This window comes from Parapedobacter sp. ISTM3 (genome assembly GCF_016533505.1).
GTDB lineage: Bacteria > Bacteroidota > Bacteroidia > Sphingobacteriales > Sphingobacteriaceae > Parapedobacter > Parapedobacter luteus.
The window spans coordinates 13,682-33,275 of the sequence record NZ_JAENGN010000003.1; the positions used below are offsets into that span (position 1 = coordinate 13,682).

A 19,594-nucleotide genomic window follows, 5' to 3' on the forward strand; every position below is an offset into this window, starting at 1 on the left:
GTGTTTCGAATAAATCCAGAAAACCTCAGCAGGGAGGTTTTCTGGACTGCTCCTGCACGTGTTAGAAGCTGATTGCCGCCTCCAGCACAACCCCGTTGAATTTACCGTTGTGGCGGAAGTCGGTATTCGGGAAGTCCTTGTAGCTTTGGGTTACATACTCGGCTTTCACCAAAATATTGCGGCTGATAAACCAGCCCCCGGCCACGGCAAAGCGGTCGATTTTTACATCCTCGATGATGGTACCGTAGGGCATTTCGGCGTTGACTACGTTATAGCGTAAGCCACCGTATAGGTTTTCATTTTTGCCGAAGCGGTACAGTCCTTCTATGGCGTACTGTGTGGCCACCCGGTTTTCGGTTTGGTTTTTCGCATATCCGGTGGCATATTCATACGTGCCGAAGAATTCGAATCCCTGCACCTTGGCAAATCCGTTGATCATCACGGCGTCTATTTTGCCGTTGAAATTAGGGTTAAAACGCCCTGATGAGTACATCGCCGTATACCCCTTGAGTGTACCGTCCGCGGTGTACCCTTGTTCCATCACATTCTGGTAATTGGAACCCGTACGGTCACCGCTATACAGGGTGAGCCCGCTGCCATTGGTGCCGCTGTTGTGATACCAGCTACCGGTCAGACGAAGCCGTACATCTTCGGTTACTTGTTTGTCATATCCGCCTTTTAGGTAGATCGAGGGAGCCCGCTTATCAGTGCCATCTGCGTTGGCGGCGGCGGAGTCTACATGTCCCTTGATCATCCCGTTGCTTATCCCTATCATTCCCAGCCATCCATCTTTCTTCAGGTATACCTCAGCGCCGATTTCGGTAGCAAAGGCATCCATGATGTTGCCTTCCATGAAGGGGCTATAAAATGTCTGGCCACCATCAGGCCTCCTGAAGTGTGCATCGCCATAGTTGATTTCCATGTGGCCCGCTTTGATGGTTATGATTTTACTCAACTCATCCCAAAACTGACCCTCAAAAGGGAATTTATCGATTTGCAGGTATCCGCCTTTGACCCAAAATTCATTATGGTGGCGGGAAGATAGGTAGTTTGTCAGGTTCATCGTGATCCCCTCCAGCAATTGCACATCGAAGTACAAGTTGGCTTGGGACGTCATGAAGCCGGGTTTTAGGGGAAATAGATGGTTGGCCAGCTGACTGTGGTTGTTCAGTGCGCCGGGATTTTCATGTTCGATGGATTGAAACTGCATGGTGAAACCAGCGCCGATATTAATCCGGCGGCCGGTATAGGGTTTGTTGACGTCATCCTTTGTGGTCTCAAAGACGTTAATGCCCTTTTTGTCATAGCTTCTAAAGAAGTCGGGCTTTCCGTATGAAATGATTGGATCGTTGTCATCCTCGCTTGTTTGCGCAAATGTGGTTGCGGGGATGGTCGAGACCATAAATGCAGCTATGGTCGCGAGGGTGGTAAATGTCGTTTTCATGATTGTTGTATTAAAAAAGAAAGTAAAAGACTTGTTGTTCAATTTATTGGGGGGTCAGTTTTAAACTGTAGTCAACGGAAATTTCATCACCCGTTTTAATAGTCCCCATCATGACCGTCGGCGGTTTTACGTTGTATCCGGTCATTTTAAACGCGGTTGCTCCCTTTACGGTGATGCTTTTATCCGTAGGACTGTATTGCCCGGTTGCCGTGATGGTTGTCGGTCTTGTGGTGCCGGCGATGGTGAGGTTGCCGGTAGCCCTTACCTGAAAGGTGTTTTTGCCTGTCGGGGTTAGTGTACCGGACGTCATCGAGAAGCTTATGGTTGCATGCTTGTCGGTAGCCAAAGCCTTATAAGCATTTTTGTCTAACCCACTTTTATCGCTTTTTAGCGATTCGGCGGGTAGGGTAAAGGTCAGTGCGGTAATTCCACTGACCTGGTCGCCTTCGATCGTGAATGTCGCTTTGGTTTGCCCTTTGGCGGATGTCATATTCCAGTCATGCAGGGTGGATGTTCCTTTTATTGTCGTTTGTGTAGCACTTGACTGGTACGTTGTCTGTGCCTTCGCTTGGCTGAAAGAAGCGACAGCGATCATCAGCGCGGTAGCTCTTAAGGATGCCAGATTTATTGTTCTTTTCATGGTCGTTATTTTATTTTGCACTTCGTTTACTTGGGTAATCCTCTTGATTACATCACAAAACTATGGCAAAGCTTTGGCCTGCTACGTGGCCTTAAACAGCCAAAAAAGTAATCTTCGTTAAGTTTTTCCGGTTGATTCCAGGGGGAGTGAATGCGTTTTTTTGCCTATCGACGCGGGTCGTCGTCTTTCTGCCACATCGATTGGTGACATTGATCACATTTGGGTGGACGTGTCATTATGGAAAACGGGGATTGCAAGCATCTATCTTATGGCTTTGGCGGAAAAAGGATCTTGAGCTTTCCCAAACCCGTAAGAATTTGTATGTTTGATACAAGGTAGGCTGATAACGTATTACCTAAGGATAGATTTTACATTGTGCTTGACGAACGGCGTCTTTTGGAAGAATATCGAAAAACGGGGGAATTACAACTTTTAGGCAGGTTGTATGAGCCCTACATGCCGTTGGTTTATGGGTTATGTTTTAAATATTTTAAAGATGAGGCAAAAAGCGAAGACGCTGTCATGCAGATCTTCGAGTCTTTAATCACGAAACTACGCGTACACGAAGTAACCAACTTTAAAAGTTGGTTATATACGTTGGCAAGGAATCATTGCCTGATGGATTTGCGGACTGCCAACCGCGTCAGTACCGTTGATATTGACGACTATATTGTGGAAAGTGATACGTTTTTGCATCAACAACATAGTGGAGAGCAAATCCCGGAAGAACGGCTCGCACTGATGGAGTCATGCTTAAAGGAGCTGAACGAAGAACAGCAGCGCTGCATAAGGTTGTTTTATCTCGAGCAGCGCTGTTATAAAGAGGTCGCGGAACTTACCGGATATGACCCCGGCAAGGTGAAAAGCTATATCCAGAACGGCAAACGTAATCTGAGAATTTGTATGGAGAGAAAGCAAGGATGAACAACAATTACAACATCATACGCATACAACAGTATCTCAACGGTGAGTTAAGCAGCGACGAAATGTATCGGCTCGAACGAGAAGCACTGGACGATCCGTTGCTTCAGGATGCCATTGACGGATACCGAATGCAAAAAGAAGTCAGTCATCGCCAGTTGAGTCTCCTGCAGCAGCGTCTCGCTGCCCGTATTGCGCAGCAGGCTAAAGAGCGAAGTACCTTCTACTTCAGTTGGCAACGACTGGCTATCGCAGCAACCGCCTGTGTATTGATGGTACTGGTGCTGGTGCTATTGTGGATGCGCAACCAATCTTTGCAGCCCAAAACCACCGAGAAAGAAGTGGAAGTAGCGTTGGCACCGGTAGCCGGAGGAGCAGTGCATGTCCGTGCAGAAGCCGTTAATGAAGCTGGCTTCGATGCCCAACCAGAAGGCGGGTGGGAGCAACTTAATGCACACCTCGCCGAAAACGCAGGTAGGATTACAGTAAGCGGCGAGGTGATACTGATGTTTGAGATCGACGCCGAAGGGAAACCAACGGCTATCCAACATGTTGGCAAGGCAGACCCACTATTATTAAATGAAATACGACAGGTATTGACGGAAGGGCCGATTTGGAAAGGTTCGAAGGGAAAGCTGGTGCTGACCCGTGAATAGTCTATGCATAATCTGACGGGTTAATCAATCTTCCCACCTTATTTTTTCGGCCACGGCCTTCCGGTTTGCTTTGCGGGCAGGGTCTTCGTGATAGCCCATGTAGAAGAAGCCAAGACATTCCTCATTGTCCGCTATCTGTAAAAAGCCCCCCATGTGCTTAACGGTTCCGGGGCTGCTCCAATAGCCGCCGATATTTGCAGCGGAAGCCGCAAGCCAAAGGTTTTGCACGGCACAAGCTGTAGCGGCAAGTTCTTCCCATTGCGGCACGGCACCACTGTAGGAGACCAGAATGGCGATGACTGCTCCGGATTGCAAGACTTTTTCGCGTGTGTTTTCGTACTTTTTTTGTAAGAACTGCTCAGCTGGCGTGTGAGCCTTATACAGGCTTGCCAGCTGGTCGGCTAACCGCATAAGGCCTTCTTCCCGAAATACAATGAACCGCCAAGGTTGGGTAAGCTTATGCGTTGGAGCCGCATTGGCGCAATCCAACAATTGCATCAACGTATCTCTGGTTATTTCCCTTTTCACATAACTCGCGGGGAAAATGCTCCTCCGGTGGTGGATGATATGCTGGATGGTATTAAAATCGTTAAAGGACATGGTGTCTAATTTGAATAAACTCACGCTTGTTCTTCCCATAATGCCGCGATGTGCAAGATGGTTCGCACGGCTTTTTCCATATCTTGTACGGATACCCATTCTTGTTTGCCATGGAATGCATGCCCCCCTGCAAAGACATTGGGGCAGGGAAGTCCCATGAAGGAAAGCCGTGAGCCGTCCGTTCCACCCCGTATACTTCGTCGGATAGGCTGCATGCCAGCGCGCTCGATGGCCTCCAAGCCGATAGCCATGACTTGGGGATGTTTGTCGAGCACCTGCTTCATATTGCGGTACTGTTCTTTCACTTCGAAGTGGTAGGTGCATCCCGGATAACGGGATAGGGTTGATTTGACAATGGCTTCCAGTTCGGCTTCGTGTGTATGGAGGCGATCATCGGTAAAGTCCCGCACAATGAATTCGATAACCGCTTGTTCAACATGGCCTGTCAATGATACCGGATGCACAAAGCCTTCCCGTCCTTCCGTGCTTTCCGGCGATAGCCTGTCGGTAGGCAATCCAGCGATAATTTCGGCAGCAATCTTGATTGCACTTTGCAGCTTGCCTTTGGCGAAACCCGGATGTACGCTTACGCCGCTGATGGTTACAGTAACCCCATCGGCGGAAAAGGTCTCGTCTTCAATGGAACCAGCAGTTTCCCCGTCGATAGTATACGCATAGTCAGCCCCCAGCTTGTTCAGATCCACACGATCCACACCACGGCCGATTTCTTCATCGGGCGTGAAGAGTATCTTGATGGTGCCATGCTTGATTTCAGGATGCGTCATCAACAGCTCGGCGGCGGTCATGATTTCAGCTATACCAGCTTTGTCATCTGCACCCAGCAGGGTGGTCCCGCTTGCCGTGATGATATCGTTGCCGACTTGGTTTTTCAGGTCAGCGTGGTCGGTGGGCTTAATCACTATCGAAGGATCGTCAGGAAGAACCAGGTCTTCACCCTGATAATCGCGATGTATGATTGGCTTCACACCCGCTCCCGAGCAATCCGGGGAAGTGTCCATATGCGAACAAAAACAGACAGTCGGTACATGCTTGTCGCTGTTAGCCGGTATGGTCGCAAAGACATAGCCGTGCGCATCGAGATGCGCGTCAGTGATGCCCATTGCTGACAGCTCTTTCACCAGCAGTGTCCCCAAATTTTTTTGTTTTTCAGTGGAGGGGCATGTCTTCGATGCAGGATCCGACTGCGTATCCACTTTCACATATCGGAGGAAGCGTTCTTCAACGCCAAGCACGCGCAATGTATTTATTGTCAACATAAGCGGTTTACCCGGTCGGTTTATTCTTTAGCAGTACGACCGGCACTTCGGCAATGTTGAGTAGTTTTTTGCTAACACTGCCGTGGAAGAGCTTTTCAAAAAAACCGTGATTCCGCGACGCCATAAGAATGAGGTCTATGTGATGTCTCTTGACATAGTCAAATATTCCATCGGCTTTGTCCTTGGGTTCACTGATCACTTCAAATCCTGGGTTTAGCGGTTCCAGCATGCGGAGCACTTGTTGCTTGCCCAAAATTTTTTCAGGGGTTTGTCCCTGTGTCGCCGGGTCGACATGCACGATGTGGGTTTCTGCCCCAAGCTGACCCGCTAAGCGGATAATGCTTGCCGCGGGAGTAATGTATTCCACATCTTTAAGATCCGTGGCATAGACTACTTTTCGTATAGGCTTGAAGACATGATTACGGGGCACAATAAGCAAGGGGGCAGCGCCGGATTTCGCAACATCCATCGTATTCCGGCCGATGAGTGTATTCTCGATATCGGATAGGCCTGCAATACCCATAACAATGAGTGATACGGCATGCTCAGCCACGATCGCTTCTACACCCGCCTTTACCGGCTTGTCATCTGCTATGAAGACAAACTGATCTTTGGGTAGGGCGGCGGGGATGTATAGCTTAGCCGTCATTTTCTCCAGGTGCCGGAGGGTGGCTTGCTCATACGTCGCATGCTCACCATAGCCATCCGAAGGCCTGTGGGCATACGAATGGTAAAATATCAGTTTACTCGCATGAAGGTAAGTAGCCATGTCTACGGCATATTGGGCTGCGGTGTAGGCAACGTCAGAAAAGTCCACCGGTATCAAAAATGTCTTCATATCACAATCTATCCTTTCTGTTTATCAGCGTATCCAAATACTTTCTGCAACAAAGGAGTGGTGCGTGTACCACCCAGGTTGTTCCGTATTTTCAATTCTTCCTGTGCTACTTGGTAAAAGAGACCATCGATGGCTTTCTGAGTAACGTATTTATTCAAATCCGTTTCTATTTTCTCATTAACCAGGGGTATTTGATTATAACGGGTAACCACGGCGTTCCAGTATTGTGCGACGTTATGCTTGCCGAGCGCTCCCTGCACAATCGGGCTGAACCGCTTTGTCAATTCGTTGGTGGTGGTCCGTTTAAAGAAGTCGGTAGCGGCATCCTGCTGGCCACTGAGGAGGATGTTTGTCGCATCCCGGATGGTCAACTGGGAGAGTGAAGACACAAAGACGGGAGCAGCTTCGCTCACGGCACTTTCCGCTGCGCGGTTGAGACTTTGGATGAGGTTGTCACAGAGCGAGCCAAGCCCTATCCCGCGGAGGGCGCTTTCCACTTTTTGGGCCTCGGGCGGCATCAGTATCTTCACGGCGGCATTGCCCAAAAAGCCATCTTGTACGGCCAACGACTTGATGCTGCGATCTAGTCCCTGGCTGAGGGCCTGCTTAATGCCGGAAGCGGCTTCGCCGGCACTTATCGAAGAAGAAGCCGAAGAAGAAGCCGGCTCACTTGTCCGACCGGAGGTGGCCACCTGGTTAAGCGTATCGCATTGTGTAAACAACAGTAGGCACAAGGCCGCAGGAAGTGTTTTCAAACCACTCATCAATAACTAATAATTTTAAAAAACGAATATCGTCCCAAACATAGGCAACTTACCCTGTATATGCAAGTTTTAAGCCATGGCTTTGTTATTGTTGATAACGGACTTCTGCCATTACCGGGAAATGATCGGAAGGCACCTTTCCTTGATAACTGTCTGTGAGTATTCCATAGCGCAGTACCGTAAACGGCTTTGACAGGAAAATATGATCAATACGGCTGTCTCCTGTTTTCTTGATGTCAAAGCCGTTATATGTGCTACTTGGTGCATATTTCAGTGGCGACAACACATACGCATCGGTCACCTCGCCGCTATTATTGAGCACCTCATAACTTTCGTTACGCTGGTCTACATTGAAATCGCCCGTGATAATCATCGGAACGCCACTGCCCAGCTCATGGGCTTTTTTCACAATGAGTTTTGCACTTTCCTTACGTGCTTCGACACCTACATGGTCGAAATGGGCATTGAAGAGGAAAAATTCAAAACCGGTATGTTTGTCCTTGAAAAGCCCCCAAGTACAGATGCGGGGTAATGCAGCATCCCATCCTTTATTGGGCACTTCCGTATTTTCGGCAAGCCAGAAATTGCCTTGTTTGAGCGCCTCAAACTTGGCGGTGTTGTAAAATATCGCAGAATGTTCGCCACCATCCTTGCCGTCATCACGGCCTACCCCAATGTAGGTATAACCGGGTAGATTTTTTTTGATATCCTCCAATTGGTGCTTGAGACCCTCCTGGGTGCCGAAAATATCGAACCCATGAAACCGGATAAGCTGTACCAAGTGGGGGTGCCGGTCTTTCCATAAGTTGCCGACATCGCCGGAAGCATCATACCGGATGTTGTATGAGGCTACGATGAATTGCTGCGCAATGCAGATGGTGAGACTGAAAAAAAGGAGTGTAATGGTGCTTAAAATCCGTTTCATGTGTTATTTTTTTTGTTTTTTGATGACATCAAGTAGCAATGCCGGTTCGTCTGTCGTGATGAACTCTACATGTTGGTTGAGCAGGAGGCGCATTTCGTCTTCGGTATTGACAGTCCATGCGTTGATAACAAGCCCCAAGCTCTTGGCTTCCCTGATCCAGGTCGGGTTTTTCTTGTATACGCTGAAATGATAATCCAGGCCATATAGCCCATCTCGCTTTACTTGCTCGGGATCGATATCTCCATTGAGGTAGTAAACCTTGGCATTGGGGTCACGCTTGATGAATTGTTTGCAGGCGTCGTAGTCAAAGGCGATGTATTCTACCCATGCTTCGGCTCCCAACTTTTTAACTAACTGCACAGCCAGATCGGCAGCGTACAGGGTACGTTCTTTACCCAGCTTAGACGTTTTTAGCTCAAAGATAAGCTTGGTGTTTTGCTGTTTCATACCCGCGCGTAGGTATTCTTCGGCTGTAGGGATGGATTCGCCGTTGGGGTGCTTTTTGTTCAGCAGCTCGGCATAAGTAGCCGTGGCGATATCGATGTCGTAAAATTCAGCGTCGTGATTAACAACCAATACATCATCTTTCGTAAGATGGACGTCGAACTCAGAGCCTGCACATCCCAGTTCAATGGCTCGCTGTAGTGATGCGAGGGAGTTTTGCGGCAGGCCATCGGCCTTCCATGCTCCTCGGTGGGCGATGACTTGATTGTCAATAAACTGCGCAAAAGAAATGTGCGGCATGGCGTATACCGTTAGCATAAAAAAAATCCGTGTCAGTTTGTTCATGTTCTCAATTTTGGCCGCTAGTTAGCCTATTTGTATTAGCGTAATGTTGGTTAAAGGTAGTCATTTTGTTAAAAATGCGATACAAATATCAGTTTTTTAGCGGCCTGCCATCACTGATTTCACTGAGTAAATTGGTATCTTTGCTGAAAACTAATTTGTTATGGCTTATGCTTGGCGGCATGCTGGTAGGACTTTTTGGCTTGCTGGAGCTGAGTTAACTATATTTGTCTGACCAAATGTAACATCATGAACCATCGGTTGTCATATTTTTAATGAGTAGTACGAAAAGCATACTGCGCAGATGGTGGCACGCGCTTCCAATCGAACTGATAAGCTGGATGGCGGCGTTGGTGGTTCTTTATTGTTCGGCCGGGCATGGCCATCATTTTACATTATGCCCATTGGAAAATTTAGGGTTTGAGTGGTGCCCCGGGTGTGGCATCGGACGGGCCATCGGTCTATTTATGCACGGCGAAGTCATGGAATCCTTTCGTATGCATTGGCTTGGTATACCAGCCTTTTTTGTCATTGTTCATCGAATATACACCTTGTCAAAAAGAATTTATTTTAACAGGATAACATATCACCAATATGAGCAACCGCAATATATTAATGACCATTAGGGGCATTTCTCCGGAAGAGTTGATGTACCTCGAACACGCGACGAAGACATTTACTGAGGAGCAAGTGAAGCATTTCGTGTTTATTTATCATAGTAAGCGGAAAAACGCCCAGGATGTCTTGTTGTTTACCTTACTGGGATTTTTGGGTTTTGCAGGTATCCAACGATTTATCCTGAATCAGGTAGCCATGGGCATCATCTATTTCCTTACGGTAGGCTTCTGCTTTATCGGCACGATTGTAGACCTGATTAACCATAAAAGCATGACCGATGAATACAACCAGCGGATGGCCCGCGAGTCGGCTATGATGGTGATGGGCGGATTTTAAGCCCCGTGCCATTCCCGGTAGAACTGCTCCAGGTATTGTTCCATGAAGGCATGCCGTTCCTCCGCAATCTGCTTGGCTTTGGTCGTATTCATTTTGTCCTTTAATAGCAGGAGTTTTTCATAGAAGTGATTGATGGTCGGCGCCGTGCTGTTTTTGTAGGCTTCTTTATCCTGATGGATGTTTGGAGCGACCTCAGGATCGTATAATTCGCGGTTTTTGAATCCGCCGTAGTGGAAGGCTCGCGCGATGCCTATAGCGCCTATCGCATCCAAACGATCGGCGTCCTGCACAATTTCGAGTTCTTTGGAATGAAAGGCGATATGGCCTAAACTGGCTTTGTACGACATATTCAGGATGATCGCTTGCACATGTTCTATGATATCCTGCCGGACCTTGAGGCTTTGCAGGAAGTCGCCGGCAATCTTTGGCCCCAGTGTTTCATCCCCGCCGTGGAATTTGCTGTCTGCGATATCATGCAGCAGGGCAGCCAACTCACAGATAAGGCGGTCGGCCGATTCTTGCTGAAGGATAAGCTTCACGTTGTTCCACACCCGTTGGATGTGCCACCAGTCATGGCCGGCCTCGGCATGGACAAGTCGTTGGCGGACAAAGCCGGCTGTTTGCCGGATCAGCGATTCGTCAGCTTGGCTCATCAGTGGTGTGGCGTTTTGTTCCTGTATATAGTTCATATTCCAGCAGGCGGCAATCCAGCCTGCCGTTGTAAAATTCGATCCGACGCGATGCGCGGAGGCCGATTTTTTTGGCAAGGTCCGGATTGCCGGTAAATACGTAGCCGCGTTTGCCGGCTCCCTGTTGTTTAAGGAAGTCGCCGATACGGCCATATGTTGCTTCAAGCTTACTGTGCGTGCCCATACGGTCTCCATATTCGGGATTGAACACGATTACTCCCGGGCCATCGGGTAGTGGCGTTTCCGCAAAATCGCAGACTTGGAAGTCGATGAGTTGATCGACACCGGCCGTCTTGGCATTCATCCGGGCAATTTCCACGGCTTCTTTTGCAATGTCGGAAGCAATGATTTTGGCCGTCATCTTTTTATCCACCTGCTCTTTAAGTCTCCGCCGTTCCGCAAAAAACACTTGCTCGTCATAACCCAGTATGTGCATGAACCCGTAGTTCATACGGAAAAGGCCCGGTCTGCGGTTGGTGGCAATAAGTGCTGCCTCGATAGCCAATGTGCCGGAACCGCACATGGGATTAATGAATGCCGACTGCCCATCCCACGCAGTGGCGTATACCACCGATGCGGCCAATGCCTCTAACATGGGCGCTTTACCGGGATATTTGCGGTAACCATGTTTGGCAAGCACCTCGCCTGAGGTATCGAGAAAGACTTCGGCTTGGTTGTCCTGCCAGTATAAATGCACAACCGTCTTGTGCAAATCTGGACCGCTATCGGGGCGTAGCCCTTTTTTGCTTTTAATGCGATCAGCAATTGCGTCCTTTACTTTCAGGTTTGCAAACAACGGCGTGGTAATGGTTGGATTATGCACGTTGGATGTGACCGAAATATAGCCATCAAAAGCGATGAGATCTTCCCAAGGAATATCCGATAATGCTTCGTAAAGTTCATCCGGATTACTGGCCCGGAAGGCTTTTAGCGAGTAAAGCACCTGGCTGGCGCAGCGTAAATTGAGGTTGAGCCTGATGCAATCGTTCCCTGTGGCTTGCAGTTCTATGCCGGTAGCAAAGGTACGCTTGGTAGCAAACCCGAGCTCTTGTACTTCGTTTTGCAGGTAGGGCGACAACCGTCGATAACAGGTGATGATGATTTTACTGGGGGTGTTGAAAACTTCCATAAGATTTTGGCAAAGTTAGTTATTATTGTTCGCTAAAAAATATGTAGTTTTACCGTTTTAATAAACGAGGCAAGTAATGGAAATACGAGGAAAAGTACACGAAATTGGTGATGTGCAACAGGTTACCGATACATTCAAGAAAAGAGATCTAATAATCCAATATGCGGAAAACCCTCAATTTGTCGAATATATCCGTTTCGAGGCAACGCAGGATCGGACGACGTTGTTCGACAACCTGAGTGTGGGCGATGAGGTAGAAGTTTCATTCAATCTACGTGGACGTCCCTGGACCAATAAAGACGGGGTAACCAGTTATTTCAACTCACTGGTTGCATGGCGTGTAGCCAAGGTTACCACCACTCCGGTGGCAAACGCGGGCCAAGCAGCTTCCGGTCCTCAGGCATTTGATGCCCCTCCTACGGTAGATATTTCTGCAGATGATGGAAAAGACGACGATTTGCCCTTTTAATCCGAATATAGTTTTAGTTGATAATAAATCAATAAAGGTAGTGCGATGAGTGCTGCCTTTTTTATTTCTTTTTACTCCCAGCGTTTTTTCGGGGTACAGGTCATGTCGGCAATTTTCCGCAGCAGGATCGGCCGCTGGTCATAGCGGTTTTCGAGCACAAGGGAGTCGGCACTATACCGGACAATTTTGAAACGCGGTAGATACTGCCCAGTACGGTGGCACCCGGAGGTTTTCCGGCGCCAGTCCGGCTTGGTATAAAGCCCATCTACCAGAAGGCTATCGCCACGTACCACATACACACCTATGGCGTATTCAGTCCATTGCCCCGCATTGTAGCAAGAATCTGCTACATTCTTGACTTTGGATCTCGTCCGCAGCGTTGCATAAATGGAGTCGCACGTGAATTTTAATTCGTGCAGCGTATATTGTAAAAGCGCATGTTGCATGGGTACGCTGTCCTGTATCCAAAGGCCTTGCAGGTAATCCGCTCCTTCACTTTGTACATCCGGATTGAAGTGGCAACTGCTCATGCTTAGAAAAAGCATACCGGCCAAATGTAGCCGGTATACTATGCTGTGCGATTTATGTCGTACTAGACGGGTCACAACCACGATCTACTTCAGCCCGCCAATCATATCTTCTGGGCGAACCCATTCGTCAAACTGCTCGTTGGTGAGCAAGCCCAATTCCAATGCCGCTTCACGCAAGGACTTGTTTTCCTTATGGGCTTTCTTAGCGATTTTGGCTGCATTTTCGTAGCCAATGTGAGGATTGAGCGCAGTGACGAGCATCAGCGAATTTTCGAGATGTTTCTTGATGCCGTCGTAGTTTGGCTCGATGCCGGTAGCGCAATGCTCATTGAACGAAATGCAAGCGTCGCCAATCAATTGGGCGGATTGCAGAAAGTTGGCCGCCATAACCGGTTTGAAGACGTTAAGTTCGTAATGGCCGTTAGCGCCACCGAAGGAAATGGTTACATCATTGCCAATAACTTGTGCAGCCACCATCGTAAGCGCTTCGCACTGCGTTGGATTTACCTTGCCAGGCATAATGGATGAGCCCGGTTCGTTCTCTGGAATCAGGATTTCGCCAATGCCCGAACGCGGGCCGGAAGCGAGCATACGGATATCATTGGCAATTTTGTGCAGCGATACGGCCAATTGCTTCAATGCGCCATGACTTTCTACAATCGCATCGTGAGCCGCCAACGCCTCAAATTTGTTGGGTGCCGTGCGAAAGGGTAATCCCGTAAAGTCGGCGATATACTTGGCTACGGTTTCTGCATAACCTTTTGGTGTGTTGATGCCGGTGCCAACAGCGGTGCCGCCCAGGGCCAGCTCAGCGAGGTGAGCCAACGTATTTTTAAGCGCTTTCAAGCCATAGTCGAGCTGGGCCACATAGCCCGAAAATTCCTGTCCGAGGGTCAGGGGGGTTGCGTCCATCAAGTGGGTGCGACCTATCTTGACAACATTGGCGAACGCTTCGGCTTTTGCTTTCAGCGTGTCGCGTAGCTTTTCCACGCCGGGGATGGTCACTTCCACTATTTTTTTGTAGGCTGCGATATGCATGGCCGTAGGGTAGGTATCGTTGGATGACTGTGACTTGTTTACATCATCATTGGGGTGAATGAAAGGCTTGCCTTCCCCCAATTTGTTGCCCTGGATGACATGAGCGCGGTTAGATACCACCTCGTTGACGTTCATGTTTGATTGGGTCCCGGATCCGGTTTGCCAAACAACCAGGGGAAATTGATCGGCCAATTGCCCTGCCAGAATTTCATCACACACCTGCGCAATCAGATCACGTTTTTCAGTAGGCAGTATGCCCGCGTCTGCATTGGTGTAAGCCGCGGCCTTCTTGAGGTATGCAAAGGCCTCGATGATTTCCGCGGGCATGGAAGCTGCAGGTCCGATTTTAAAATTGTTGCGCGAGCGTTCGGTCTGGGCGCCCCAATACTTGTCGGCAGGTACTTGCACCTCGCCCATGGTATCGTGTTCTATTCTATATGACATGGAATTGTTGTTTTGATTATGCTTACAAAGTTACGAAGATATGGGAGATGTGGAAATATCGAAAGCATTGAGTCAGCGAAAAGGTAGAAAACCTGTTTGACACCCATTACCTCGCCACCTCGATATCATGAAGATTTCCCGGCCGGGCAGGAATTTCATCGTGCTAGGATATATTATATGCAAAGCCACCCAAAACCAACATGGTATATTGGGTGGCTTTATTTTCGTTGCGCCTCCCGGGGCCTACGGCATGAGGAAAACTCCGCTGTTCTATCGGGTGTCTTCCTACCAGCCGGGATTCTGTATCAGCGCACGGTTTCGGTCGATCTCAGATTGAGGGATCGGCCATAAGTAATGCCGCTCTTGGAATACACGGGTCTCGAATACCGTACGGCGATAGAACTCGGGGTCATCGAAATCTGATACGGGCGCCTCTACGTTCATCCCTTCGAATGGCCCACCGTCTGTTTCCATAGCGATTTTCCATCGTCTGGTATCAAAATAGCGGTGGTTTTCGAATGCTAATTCCACCTGTCTTTCCTGTTGGATGCGCTGACGCATCTCTTCTTGGGTGTATTCGCCCTCAAGTTTTGGGATACCGGCCCGCTCACGTATCAGGTTGATATAACGAAGGATATCCGGATTCCCGGGATCATACTCGTTCAGTGCTTCGGCATAATTGAGATAAACCTCGCCCAGCCGAAACATGACGTACGGCCTCCTGACAAAACGGTTCAGCCGTGGATTACTGTTCGGGTGAATGTTCTTTCGGATTAAATAGCCGGTGCGTGAGAAATCCCAGGTGCCCTCCATGCCGGTATTTCCATAACGATGCATCCCAACCCTGATATCACCTTCGTCGCGATGAATCCAATACGAACCGTTATAGACAATCGATGCATAGAAACGGGGCTCCCGGTTTACATACATGTTATACGTTCCGGCCGTGGTGTACCGCGTATCCGCTGTGGAAAATCCGGTTTCGACATACCCCGAGCCTTCTTCATCAATGGCTTTGCCATTAGCCATAAAATAGGCGTCCACTTGTTTTTGCGTAGCGCCAATACCCGACCATCCGCCACCAAAGCGGGGAGAAGCGTGTCGCTCCCAATCCCCGTCATTCCACGCTGGACGGACAAAAATCTGCTCCCTGTTCCAAGGCTCCAAAACTACGCCGGAATAGGACGCAATGGGCTCAATATTCCCCTCGCTGTCCGTCACCTTATACAGGTCGAAATGATTGAGGTCAATAATCGCTTTTGCCGCATCAGCAGCAAGCTTCCATTTGTTTTCGTCGTAGCTTTGGCTGATCAACGGTGTTCCGCCTTCATTGGTAAACGAGGCGTAGTCGGTATTTCCGTTGTAAAGGGGGCTTGCCGCATACAGCAGCAGACGCGCCTTTACAGCCATGGCCATTGACCTGGTGGCGCGGCCTTCTTCCCTTGCATTGGTCTGCGCAAGTGGCAGGGCTTGTCCTGCTGCATCCAATTCACTGGCGATGTAGCTGACGCATTCATCAAAGGTATTTCTCGGAATCAATAGGTTGTCAAACGGCGTATCGGGTGGAATTACCTCGTCACCCAGCAGAATGACAGGCCCGTATTGCCGCAATAGGCAAAAGTAAAAATAGGCCCGCAAAAACCGGGCTTCCGCCCAATACTGGTCAATCAATGCCTGGCCGTTTGGTAACTTGAGTATTTCCGCATTTCCGCCAATATGCTGCATGAAATAGGTAGCCGATCGGATGCCGCGATAGTAATGTTCCCAGAATTGGAAATATCCGGAGTTCGGGTCCCAAGCGCCCAGATTGATGAAATAGGTGTTATAGCCGCTCCGGGCCCAGGTCATATCCGCTTCATCCGCTACGCCCATCCACGGGTTTTCCGACCATTGGTTATTTTCTTCCCGTATACGGGCGTAGATGTTTGCCAGGTACTGTTCCGATTCCAGGCGCCTATTAAATACTTCCTCAATAGTGATGCGATCATCCGGAACCTGATCAAAGAAATTTTTTTGGCATCCAAAGGTGGTGAGTAAAAGGCACAGTCCACTGACAAGCGCTGTAATGTATGTCTTTTGTTTCATGGTTGACGAAGCTTAAAATGTTAATTGAATACCCAAACTGTATGTCTTGTGCTGCGGGTAATTTGTTCCGCGCCCGTTTCCCATCTCCACATCCCAGATCTTAAATTCCGATAGCGTGAATAAGTTAAATCCTTGGAAGAAAATCGTAGCAGACTCCAGTTGGAATCGATTGGTAAAGCGCTTATTGAGCGTGTAATTCAGGTCCAATGTCTTCAATCGCAGAAACGAACCGTTTTTGACCCACCATGAGCTTGTTCGATAATTCATGTTCTCGTCACCGAACGTCAAGCGGGGGTAGAACGCGTTGAAGTTTTGATTTTCCGCTGTCCAACGGTCTTCGATAATGGTCAATAAATTCCCTCTCGTACCTCCCTGCTGAAATGGTACAAGGCCTTCTCCGTTTAATAGGATGTCTACATTGCCGATTCCCTGAAAGAATGCCGCCATGGAGAATTGCCCCCATCGAAAGCCGGCACGCAGGCCATACACCAGCTGCGGCGTATCGCCGTAACCGATAGGCGCCTCATCATTGGAGTCAATCATTCCATCGCCATTGAGGTCGCGGTACCGGATATCGCCGACGCGCACATCGCCTATCTGCGTCGCGCTGTTTTCGATCTCCTCCTCACTCCTGAATAACCCTTCTGCTATCAAGCCGAAGCGCTGGCCAATACGTTGGCCCTTCCGCTCGCGCCAGGGATAGTTCCAGGGAGGCAGGTCGTCGTCAATCACGACATTCCGGTTGTATGTGACTGTTCCCTGGAAGTTGACACTGAAGTTGCCGGATAATGCTCCGTCATAGGTCAGTGAGGCGTCTAATCCTTTGTTTTCGGTTATTCCCAGGTTGCCATATGGGTTATTCAGCAAGCCCACGAATGCGGGGACAGAACTTCTGCGCAAGAATGAGCCTTCGCGGCGTTCATGAAACAGATCGAATTGTATATTTAACCGATTACCCGGCGCAAAGCGTGTGTCTACGTCGATGCCGATATTCGTTTTGGTCGCCTTTTCCCAGCTGACGTCGACCGCGTATTCGGCGATATCCAATCCGCTGAATGAGTTATTCCAATCCCTGCCGAAGGTGTATCCTCCCGCTCCTTCGCCCACCGTGCCGATATATGCAAAACGGCGGCCACCGATGTCGGCGTTACCGACTTGGCCATGTGAGAAGCGGAATTTGGCCATTGGAAAGACATCGCTTAATGACCCGAAGAATGGTTCATTCGATATAACCCAGCCCAGACCGACCGACGGAAAGAACCCGTATCGGCGGTTGGGTAAGAAATTCTCGGACCCATTGTAGCCAAAGTTTACCTCCAAAAGGTATTTTTCCTTAAAGCCATAAGTGGCGCGTCCTGCAAGGCCACGGAGCCGGTAGGGTAAAGATCCGATGAAGTCTCCGGAGAAATTGTCGATGTAATCGCTTTGATTAAAAAGGAGCATACCCGTTGCCTGGTGATTACCGAACGACCCCGTGTAGTTCAGCGCGCTCTCGGTATAAAAATTACGGTTGCTGGTTTGATTTGTTCTTTCAAACCCCAGATAGGGACTGCCGACATACGTTTGCTCAAAAACCAGCTCGCCGTTTTCATCCCGTTGCGTAGCCAGATATGTGTCGGGCCGTTTTAGTCTTCTGGCAGCTGTTTCGTTATACGAATCGAATGAAAACATCGACGTTAACGATAGGCCGGGGATCAGCATGTGGAGATCCTGAGTGGCTCGGATATTCGAATTGATTCGGTTGCGCCACTCCGTGACATATCCCGTTTGTGTCAGCATAGCATAGGGATTTTGTAATTCACCGCCACGCTGGTCGCCAACATATCCATTGCTGTACAAAACAGGGAATGCGATCGGTGTGGCTTGCATGGCCATCCCGAAAATCCCTCCGGTAGAAGAGCCCGGAAAGTTGCCATCCATGATGTACCCTTGAACACCCAGATCAATTTTTGTTGTAGCGGTTGCCTGCATAGAAAGGTTGGTGGTGAAATTATAGCGGTCCAGCTTGATTTGCGAATTGTAGTTCTGGAGTTCATCACGCTTGAATAGTCCGACCTCACTAAAGTATGCTGTAGAGACATAAAAATTCACACGATCCGATCCGCCCGTCATATTCAAGTTTGCGCGGCGATTATGGCCGAATTTATTGAAAACTTCATCGTACCAGTTGACGTCCGGATAAAGATCAGGGTCTTCGCCGCTGGCTGTTTTCGCAATGATGTCCTCCGAATAACGGGCTGCCTTGCCTCTTGTTGTATGCGCTTCGTTGACGATTCGCATATAGGTGGCCCCATCAACCAGCGACGGGATACGTGTGAATTGGTTGATGGCTTCATTATAACCTGCGGTGATATTGATGCGGCCGGGCTTGCCCTTCCGGGTGTTGATAAGGATGACACCGTTCGCGCCGCGAACACCATAGACCGCCGTTGCCGAGGCGTCCTTTAAAATGGAAAAGCTTTCGATGTCTTCGGGGTCTATATCGGAAAACGGACGTTGCACACCATCAACCAGCACTAAGGGGCTGCTTGACCCCGTTAACGTGGAGACACCCCTGATCCAGACATTTGCGTTATCATATCCCGGTTCGCCGCTCCGTTGGACGGCCACTATTCCCGATAGTCTGCCCGCCAATACCGTTGAAAGATTCCGTACCGGGGTTTTCAGTTCCTCTGGTTTTACCGTGGCCTGAGAGCCAATGTTGGTGATTTTCTTCTGTACGCCAAATCCCACCACGACGACTTCGTCCAGACCGGTATTATCCTCTTGCAAAACCACGTCGAAAACGGATTGCGTTCCAACGGCAATTTCTTGGGTGACATAGCCGACGTAAGAGAAGATTAGGGTGGTAACAGGGCCCGACGGCGCGTCCAATACGAATTTGCCATTGATATCCGTACTGGTGGTCGCCTTCGATTCCTTTACCGCCACCGAAACACCAACCAATGGTGCGCCAAGGCTGTCCGTCACCGTACCCGTAATGGTTCGTTGCCGAGTTACGATTGCCATTTTTTCGGGCTGTATATCCGTTCGTGAGTTGCTCGAACGCTTGATGACAACCGTATTTTCCTGGATATGCCAGTCGAGGTTCTTGTTTGCGAGAATGGCCGTCATCGCATCAGCCAACTCCAATTGTTCGATATTCAAACTGATGCGGGTTGACGCAATCTTATTTCCGATGAAAAAGAACGAAACACCCTGTTGCCGTTGTACACTGTTCATCACTTCTTGTAGCGTTGCATTGCGGACATTCAGCGTGATTTTTTGAGCGTTACTCTCAGCGAAGGATTGCAAAACGAACACCGCAATCAAAAAAGTCGTCAGTTTCATTATTCGTATATATTGGTAGATACAGGAATAGATATCCTTGTTCACACATCGTGAAAAACTCATATATTTGCTTTG

19 protein-coding genes are annotated in these 19,594 nt (G+C 49.0%); 5 read left to right on the plus strand and 14 right to left on the minus strand.

The genetic code is table 11. The features are described 5' to 3' along the window. Positions 1-61: 61 nt before the first annotated feature. Together JHJ32_RS04985 and JHJ32_RS04990 are read right to left on the minus strand one after the other, a co-directional pair. The gene (locus JHJ32_RS04985) at positions 62-1,444 is read right to left on the minus strand and encodes a hypothetical protein (RefSeq protein ID WP_200120208.1); all 1,383 of its coding nucleotides are present in this window, start codon (positions 1,442-1,444) and stop codon (positions 62-64) included. A 43-nt stretch (positions 1,445-1,487) separates the two neighbouring features. Further along, positions 1,488-2,084, minus strand: coding sequence for a YceI family protein (locus JHJ32_RS04990; protein WP_200120209.1), 597 nt, complete (start codon positions 2,082-2,084; stop codon positions 1,488-1,490). A gap of 456 nt (positions 2,085-2,540) precedes the next feature. Between JHJ32_RS04990 and JHJ32_RS04995 the strand changes: the two genes are divergently transcribed. After that, the gene (locus tag JHJ32_RS04995; RefSeq protein ID WP_079716545.1) at positions 2,541-3,008 is read left to right on the plus strand and encodes an RNA polymerase sigma factor; all 468 of its coding nucleotides are present in this window, start codon (positions 2,541-2,543) and stop codon (positions 3,006-3,008) included. Further along, positions 3,005-3,661, plus strand: coding sequence for a hypothetical protein (locus JHJ32_RS05000; RefSeq protein WP_079716337.1), 657 nt, complete (start codon positions 3,005-3,007; stop codon positions 3,659-3,661). The genes JHJ32_RS04995 and JHJ32_RS05000 overlap by 4 nt, the downstream gene beginning before the upstream one ends. A 24-nt stretch (positions 3,662-3,685) precedes the next feature. On the opposite strand, the gene JHJ32_RS05005 is transcribed toward JHJ32_RS05000, so the two are convergent. The 6 genes from JHJ32_RS05005 to JHJ32_RS05030 all read right to left on the minus strand — a co-directional run bounded on the left by JHJ32_RS05005 (position 3,686) and on the right by JHJ32_RS05030 (position 8,854). Next, positions 3,686-4,300 carry a nitroreductase gene (locus JHJ32_RS05005; RefSeq protein WP_233632492.1) on the minus strand — a complete coding sequence of 205 codons (615 nt, stop codon included), beginning with the start codon at positions 4,298-4,300 and terminating at the stop codon, positions 3,686-3,688. After that, positions 4,282-5,538 (minus strand): peptidase T, encoded by a 1,257-nt coding sequence (pepT, locus tag JHJ32_RS05010; protein WP_200120210.1) that lies wholly within the window; start codon positions 5,536-5,538, stop codon positions 4,282-4,284. Before pepT ends, JHJ32_RS05005 begins: the two co-directional genes overlap by 19 nt. A 7-nt stretch (positions 5,539-5,545) precedes the next feature. Then, positions 5,546-6,376: a universal stress protein gene (locus tag JHJ32_RS05015; protein ID WP_079716334.1), complete on the minus strand. Its 831-nt coding sequence runs from the start codon at positions 6,374-6,376 to the stop codon at positions 5,546-5,548. An 8-nt stretch (positions 6,377-6,384) separates the two neighbouring features. Continuing rightward, positions 6,385-7,140 carry a DUF4197 domain-containing protein gene (locus tag JHJ32_RS05020; RefSeq protein WP_079716333.1) on the minus strand — a complete coding sequence of 252 codons (756 nt, stop codon included), beginning with the start codon at positions 7,138-7,140 and terminating at the stop codon, positions 6,385-6,387. Between the two features lie 85 nt (positions 7,141-7,225). Next, positions 7,226-8,065 (minus strand): endonuclease/exonuclease/phosphatase family protein, encoded by an 840-nt coding sequence (locus JHJ32_RS05025; RefSeq protein ID WP_079716332.1) that lies wholly within the window; start codon positions 8,063-8,065, stop codon positions 7,226-7,228. A gap of 3 nt (positions 8,066-8,068) precedes the next feature. Then, a complete protein-coding gene (locus tag JHJ32_RS05030; RefSeq protein ID WP_079716331.1) occupies positions 8,069-8,854 on the minus strand; it encodes a glycerophosphodiester phosphodiesterase family protein in 786 nt (261 codons plus the stop codon). Positions 8,855-9,192: 338 nt separating this feature from the next. Between JHJ32_RS05030 and JHJ32_RS05035 the strand changes: the two genes are divergently transcribed. Together JHJ32_RS05035 and JHJ32_RS05040 are read left to right on the plus strand one after the other, a co-directional pair. Then, positions 9,193-9,477, plus strand: a complete 285-nt coding sequence (locus JHJ32_RS05035; protein ID WP_233632521.1) for a DUF2752 domain-containing protein — start codon at positions 9,193-9,195, stop codon at positions 9,475-9,477. Next, on the plus strand, positions 9,446-9,805 hold the full coding sequence (locus JHJ32_RS05040) for a TM2 domain-containing protein (RefSeq protein WP_200120212.1): 360 nt from the start codon (positions 9,446-9,448) through the stop codon (positions 9,803-9,805). Before JHJ32_RS05035 ends, JHJ32_RS05040 begins: the two co-directional genes overlap by 32 nt. Here the strand turns inward: JHJ32_RS05040 and JHJ32_RS05045 are convergent. Both JHJ32_RS05045 and JHJ32_RS05050 read right to left on the minus strand, forming a co-directional pair. Then, positions 9,802-10,494, minus strand: a complete 693-nt coding sequence (locus JHJ32_RS05045; RefSeq protein WP_233632493.1) for an HD domain-containing protein — start codon at positions 10,492-10,494, stop codon at positions 9,802-9,804. The two genes, JHJ32_RS05040 and JHJ32_RS05045, sit on opposite strands and share 4 nt — an antisense overlap. Continuing rightward, the gene (locus JHJ32_RS05050; protein ID WP_200120213.1) at positions 10,445-11,623 is read right to left on the minus strand and encodes a class I SAM-dependent RNA methyltransferase; all 1,179 of its coding nucleotides are present in this window, start codon (positions 11,621-11,623) and stop codon (positions 10,445-10,447) included. Before JHJ32_RS05050 ends, JHJ32_RS05045 begins: the two co-directional genes overlap by 50 nt. A 76-nt stretch (positions 11,624-11,699) precedes the next feature. On the opposite strand from JHJ32_RS05050, the gene JHJ32_RS05055 reads away from it, so the two are divergent. Further along, positions 11,700-12,092: a DUF3127 domain-containing protein gene (locus JHJ32_RS05055; protein WP_079716327.1), complete on the plus strand. Its 393-nt coding sequence runs from the start codon at positions 11,700-11,702 to the stop codon at positions 12,090-12,092. A 71-nt stretch (positions 12,093-12,163) separates the two neighbouring features. On the opposite strand, the gene JHJ32_RS05060 is transcribed toward JHJ32_RS05055, so the two are convergent. The 4 genes from JHJ32_RS05060 to JHJ32_RS05075 form a co-directional block, all read right to left on the minus strand. After that, positions 12,164-12,637 (minus strand): fumarate hydratase, encoded by a 474-nt coding sequence (locus JHJ32_RS05060; protein ID WP_200120214.1) that lies wholly within the window; start codon positions 12,635-12,637, stop codon positions 12,164-12,166. Positions 12,638-12,706: 69 nt separating this feature from the next. Continuing rightward, the gene (gene fumC / locus JHJ32_RS05065; protein ID WP_079716325.1) at positions 12,707-14,104 is read right to left on the minus strand and encodes a class II fumarate hydratase; all 1,398 of its coding nucleotides are present in this window, start codon (positions 14,102-14,104) and stop codon (positions 12,707-12,709) included. Between the two features lie 285 nt (positions 14,105-14,389). Beyond that, positions 14,390-16,189 carry a RagB/SusD family nutrient uptake outer membrane protein gene (locus JHJ32_RS05070; protein WP_200120215.1) on the minus strand — a complete coding sequence of 600 codons (1,800 nt, stop codon included), beginning with the start codon at positions 16,187-16,189 and terminating at the stop codon, positions 14,390-14,392. Positions 16,190-16,201: 12 nt separating this feature from the next. Beyond that, positions 16,202-19,519: a TonB-dependent receptor gene (locus JHJ32_RS05075; RefSeq protein ID WP_200120216.1), complete on the minus strand. Its 3,318-nt coding sequence runs from the start codon at positions 19,517-19,519 to the stop codon at positions 16,202-16,204. Positions 19,520-19,594: the final 75 nt, after the last annotated feature.

What these genes read in the sequence shown, in the direction of transcription:
- fumC (WP_079716325.1), bottom strand. Translation starts at nt 14,104, where the DNA reads ATGTCATATAGAATAGAACACGATACCATGGGCGAGGTGCAAGTACCT.
- JHJ32_RS05060 (WP_200120214.1), bottom strand. Translation starts at nt 12,637, where the DNA reads ATGCTTTTTCTAAGCATGAGCAGTTGCCACTTCAATCCGGATGTACAA.
- JHJ32_RS05025 (WP_079716332.1), bottom strand. Translation starts at nt 8,065, where the DNA reads ATGAAACGGATTTTAAGCACCATTACACTCCTTTTTTTCAGTCTCACC.
- JHJ32_RS04990 (WP_200120209.1), bottom strand. Translation starts at nt 2,084, where the DNA reads ATGAAAAGAACAATAAATCTGGCATCCTTAAGAGCTACCGCGCTGATG.
- JHJ32_RS05040 (WP_200120212.1), top strand. Translation starts at nt 9,446, where the DNA reads ATGAGCAACCGCAATATATTAATGACCATTAGGGGCATTTCTCCGGAA.
- JHJ32_RS05015 (WP_079716334.1), bottom strand. Translation starts at nt 6,376, where the DNA reads ATGAAGACATTTTTGATACCGGTGGACTTTTCTGACGTTGCCTACACC.
- JHJ32_RS05000 (WP_079716337.1), top strand. Translation starts at nt 3,005, where the DNA reads ATGAACAACAATTACAACATCATACGCATACAACAGTATCTCAACGGT.
- JHJ32_RS05030 (WP_079716331.1), bottom strand. Translation starts at nt 8,854, where the DNA reads ATGAACAAACTGACACGGATTTTTTTTATGCTAACGGTATACGCCATG.
- JHJ32_RS05075 (WP_200120216.1), bottom strand. Translation starts at nt 19,519, where the DNA reads ATGAAACTGACGACTTTTTTGATTGCGGTGTTCGTTTTGCAATCCTTC.
- JHJ32_RS05045 (WP_233632493.1), bottom strand. Translation starts at nt 10,494, where the DNA reads ATGAACTATATACAGGAACAAAACGCCACACCACTGATGAGCCAAGCT.
- JHJ32_RS05035 (WP_233632521.1), top strand. Translation starts at nt 9,193, where the DNA reads ATGGCGGCGTTGGTGGTTCTTTATTGTTCGGCCGGGCATGGCCATCAT.
- JHJ32_RS05050 (WP_200120213.1), bottom strand. Translation starts at nt 11,623, where the DNA reads ATGGAAGTTTTCAACACCCCCAGTAAAATCATCATCACCTGTTATCGA.
- JHJ32_RS05055 (WP_079716327.1), top strand. Translation starts at nt 11,700, where the DNA reads ATGGAAATACGAGGAAAAGTACACGAAATTGGTGATGTGCAACAGGTT.
- pepT (WP_200120210.1), bottom strand. Translation starts at nt 5,538, where the DNA reads ATGTTGACAATAAATACATTGCGCGTGCTTGGCGTTGAAGAACGCTTC.
- JHJ32_RS05070 (WP_200120215.1), bottom strand. Translation starts at nt 16,189, where the DNA reads ATGAAACAAAAGACATACATTACAGCGCTTGTCAGTGGACTGTGCCTT.
- JHJ32_RS05005 (WP_233632492.1), bottom strand. Translation starts at nt 4,300, where the DNA reads ATGGGAAGAACAAGCGTGAGTTTATTCAAATTAGACACCATGTCCTTT.
- JHJ32_RS05020 (WP_079716333.1), bottom strand. Translation starts at nt 7,140, where the DNA reads ATGAGTGGTTTGAAAACACTTCCTGCGGCCTTGTGCCTACTGTTGTTT.
- JHJ32_RS04985 (WP_200120208.1), bottom strand. Translation starts at nt 1,444, where the DNA reads ATGAAAACGACATTTACCACCCTCGCGACCATAGCTGCATTTATGGTC.
- JHJ32_RS04995 (WP_079716545.1), top strand. Translation starts at nt 2,541, where the DNA reads ATGCCGTTGGTTTATGGGTTATGTTTTAAATATTTTAAAGATGAGGCA.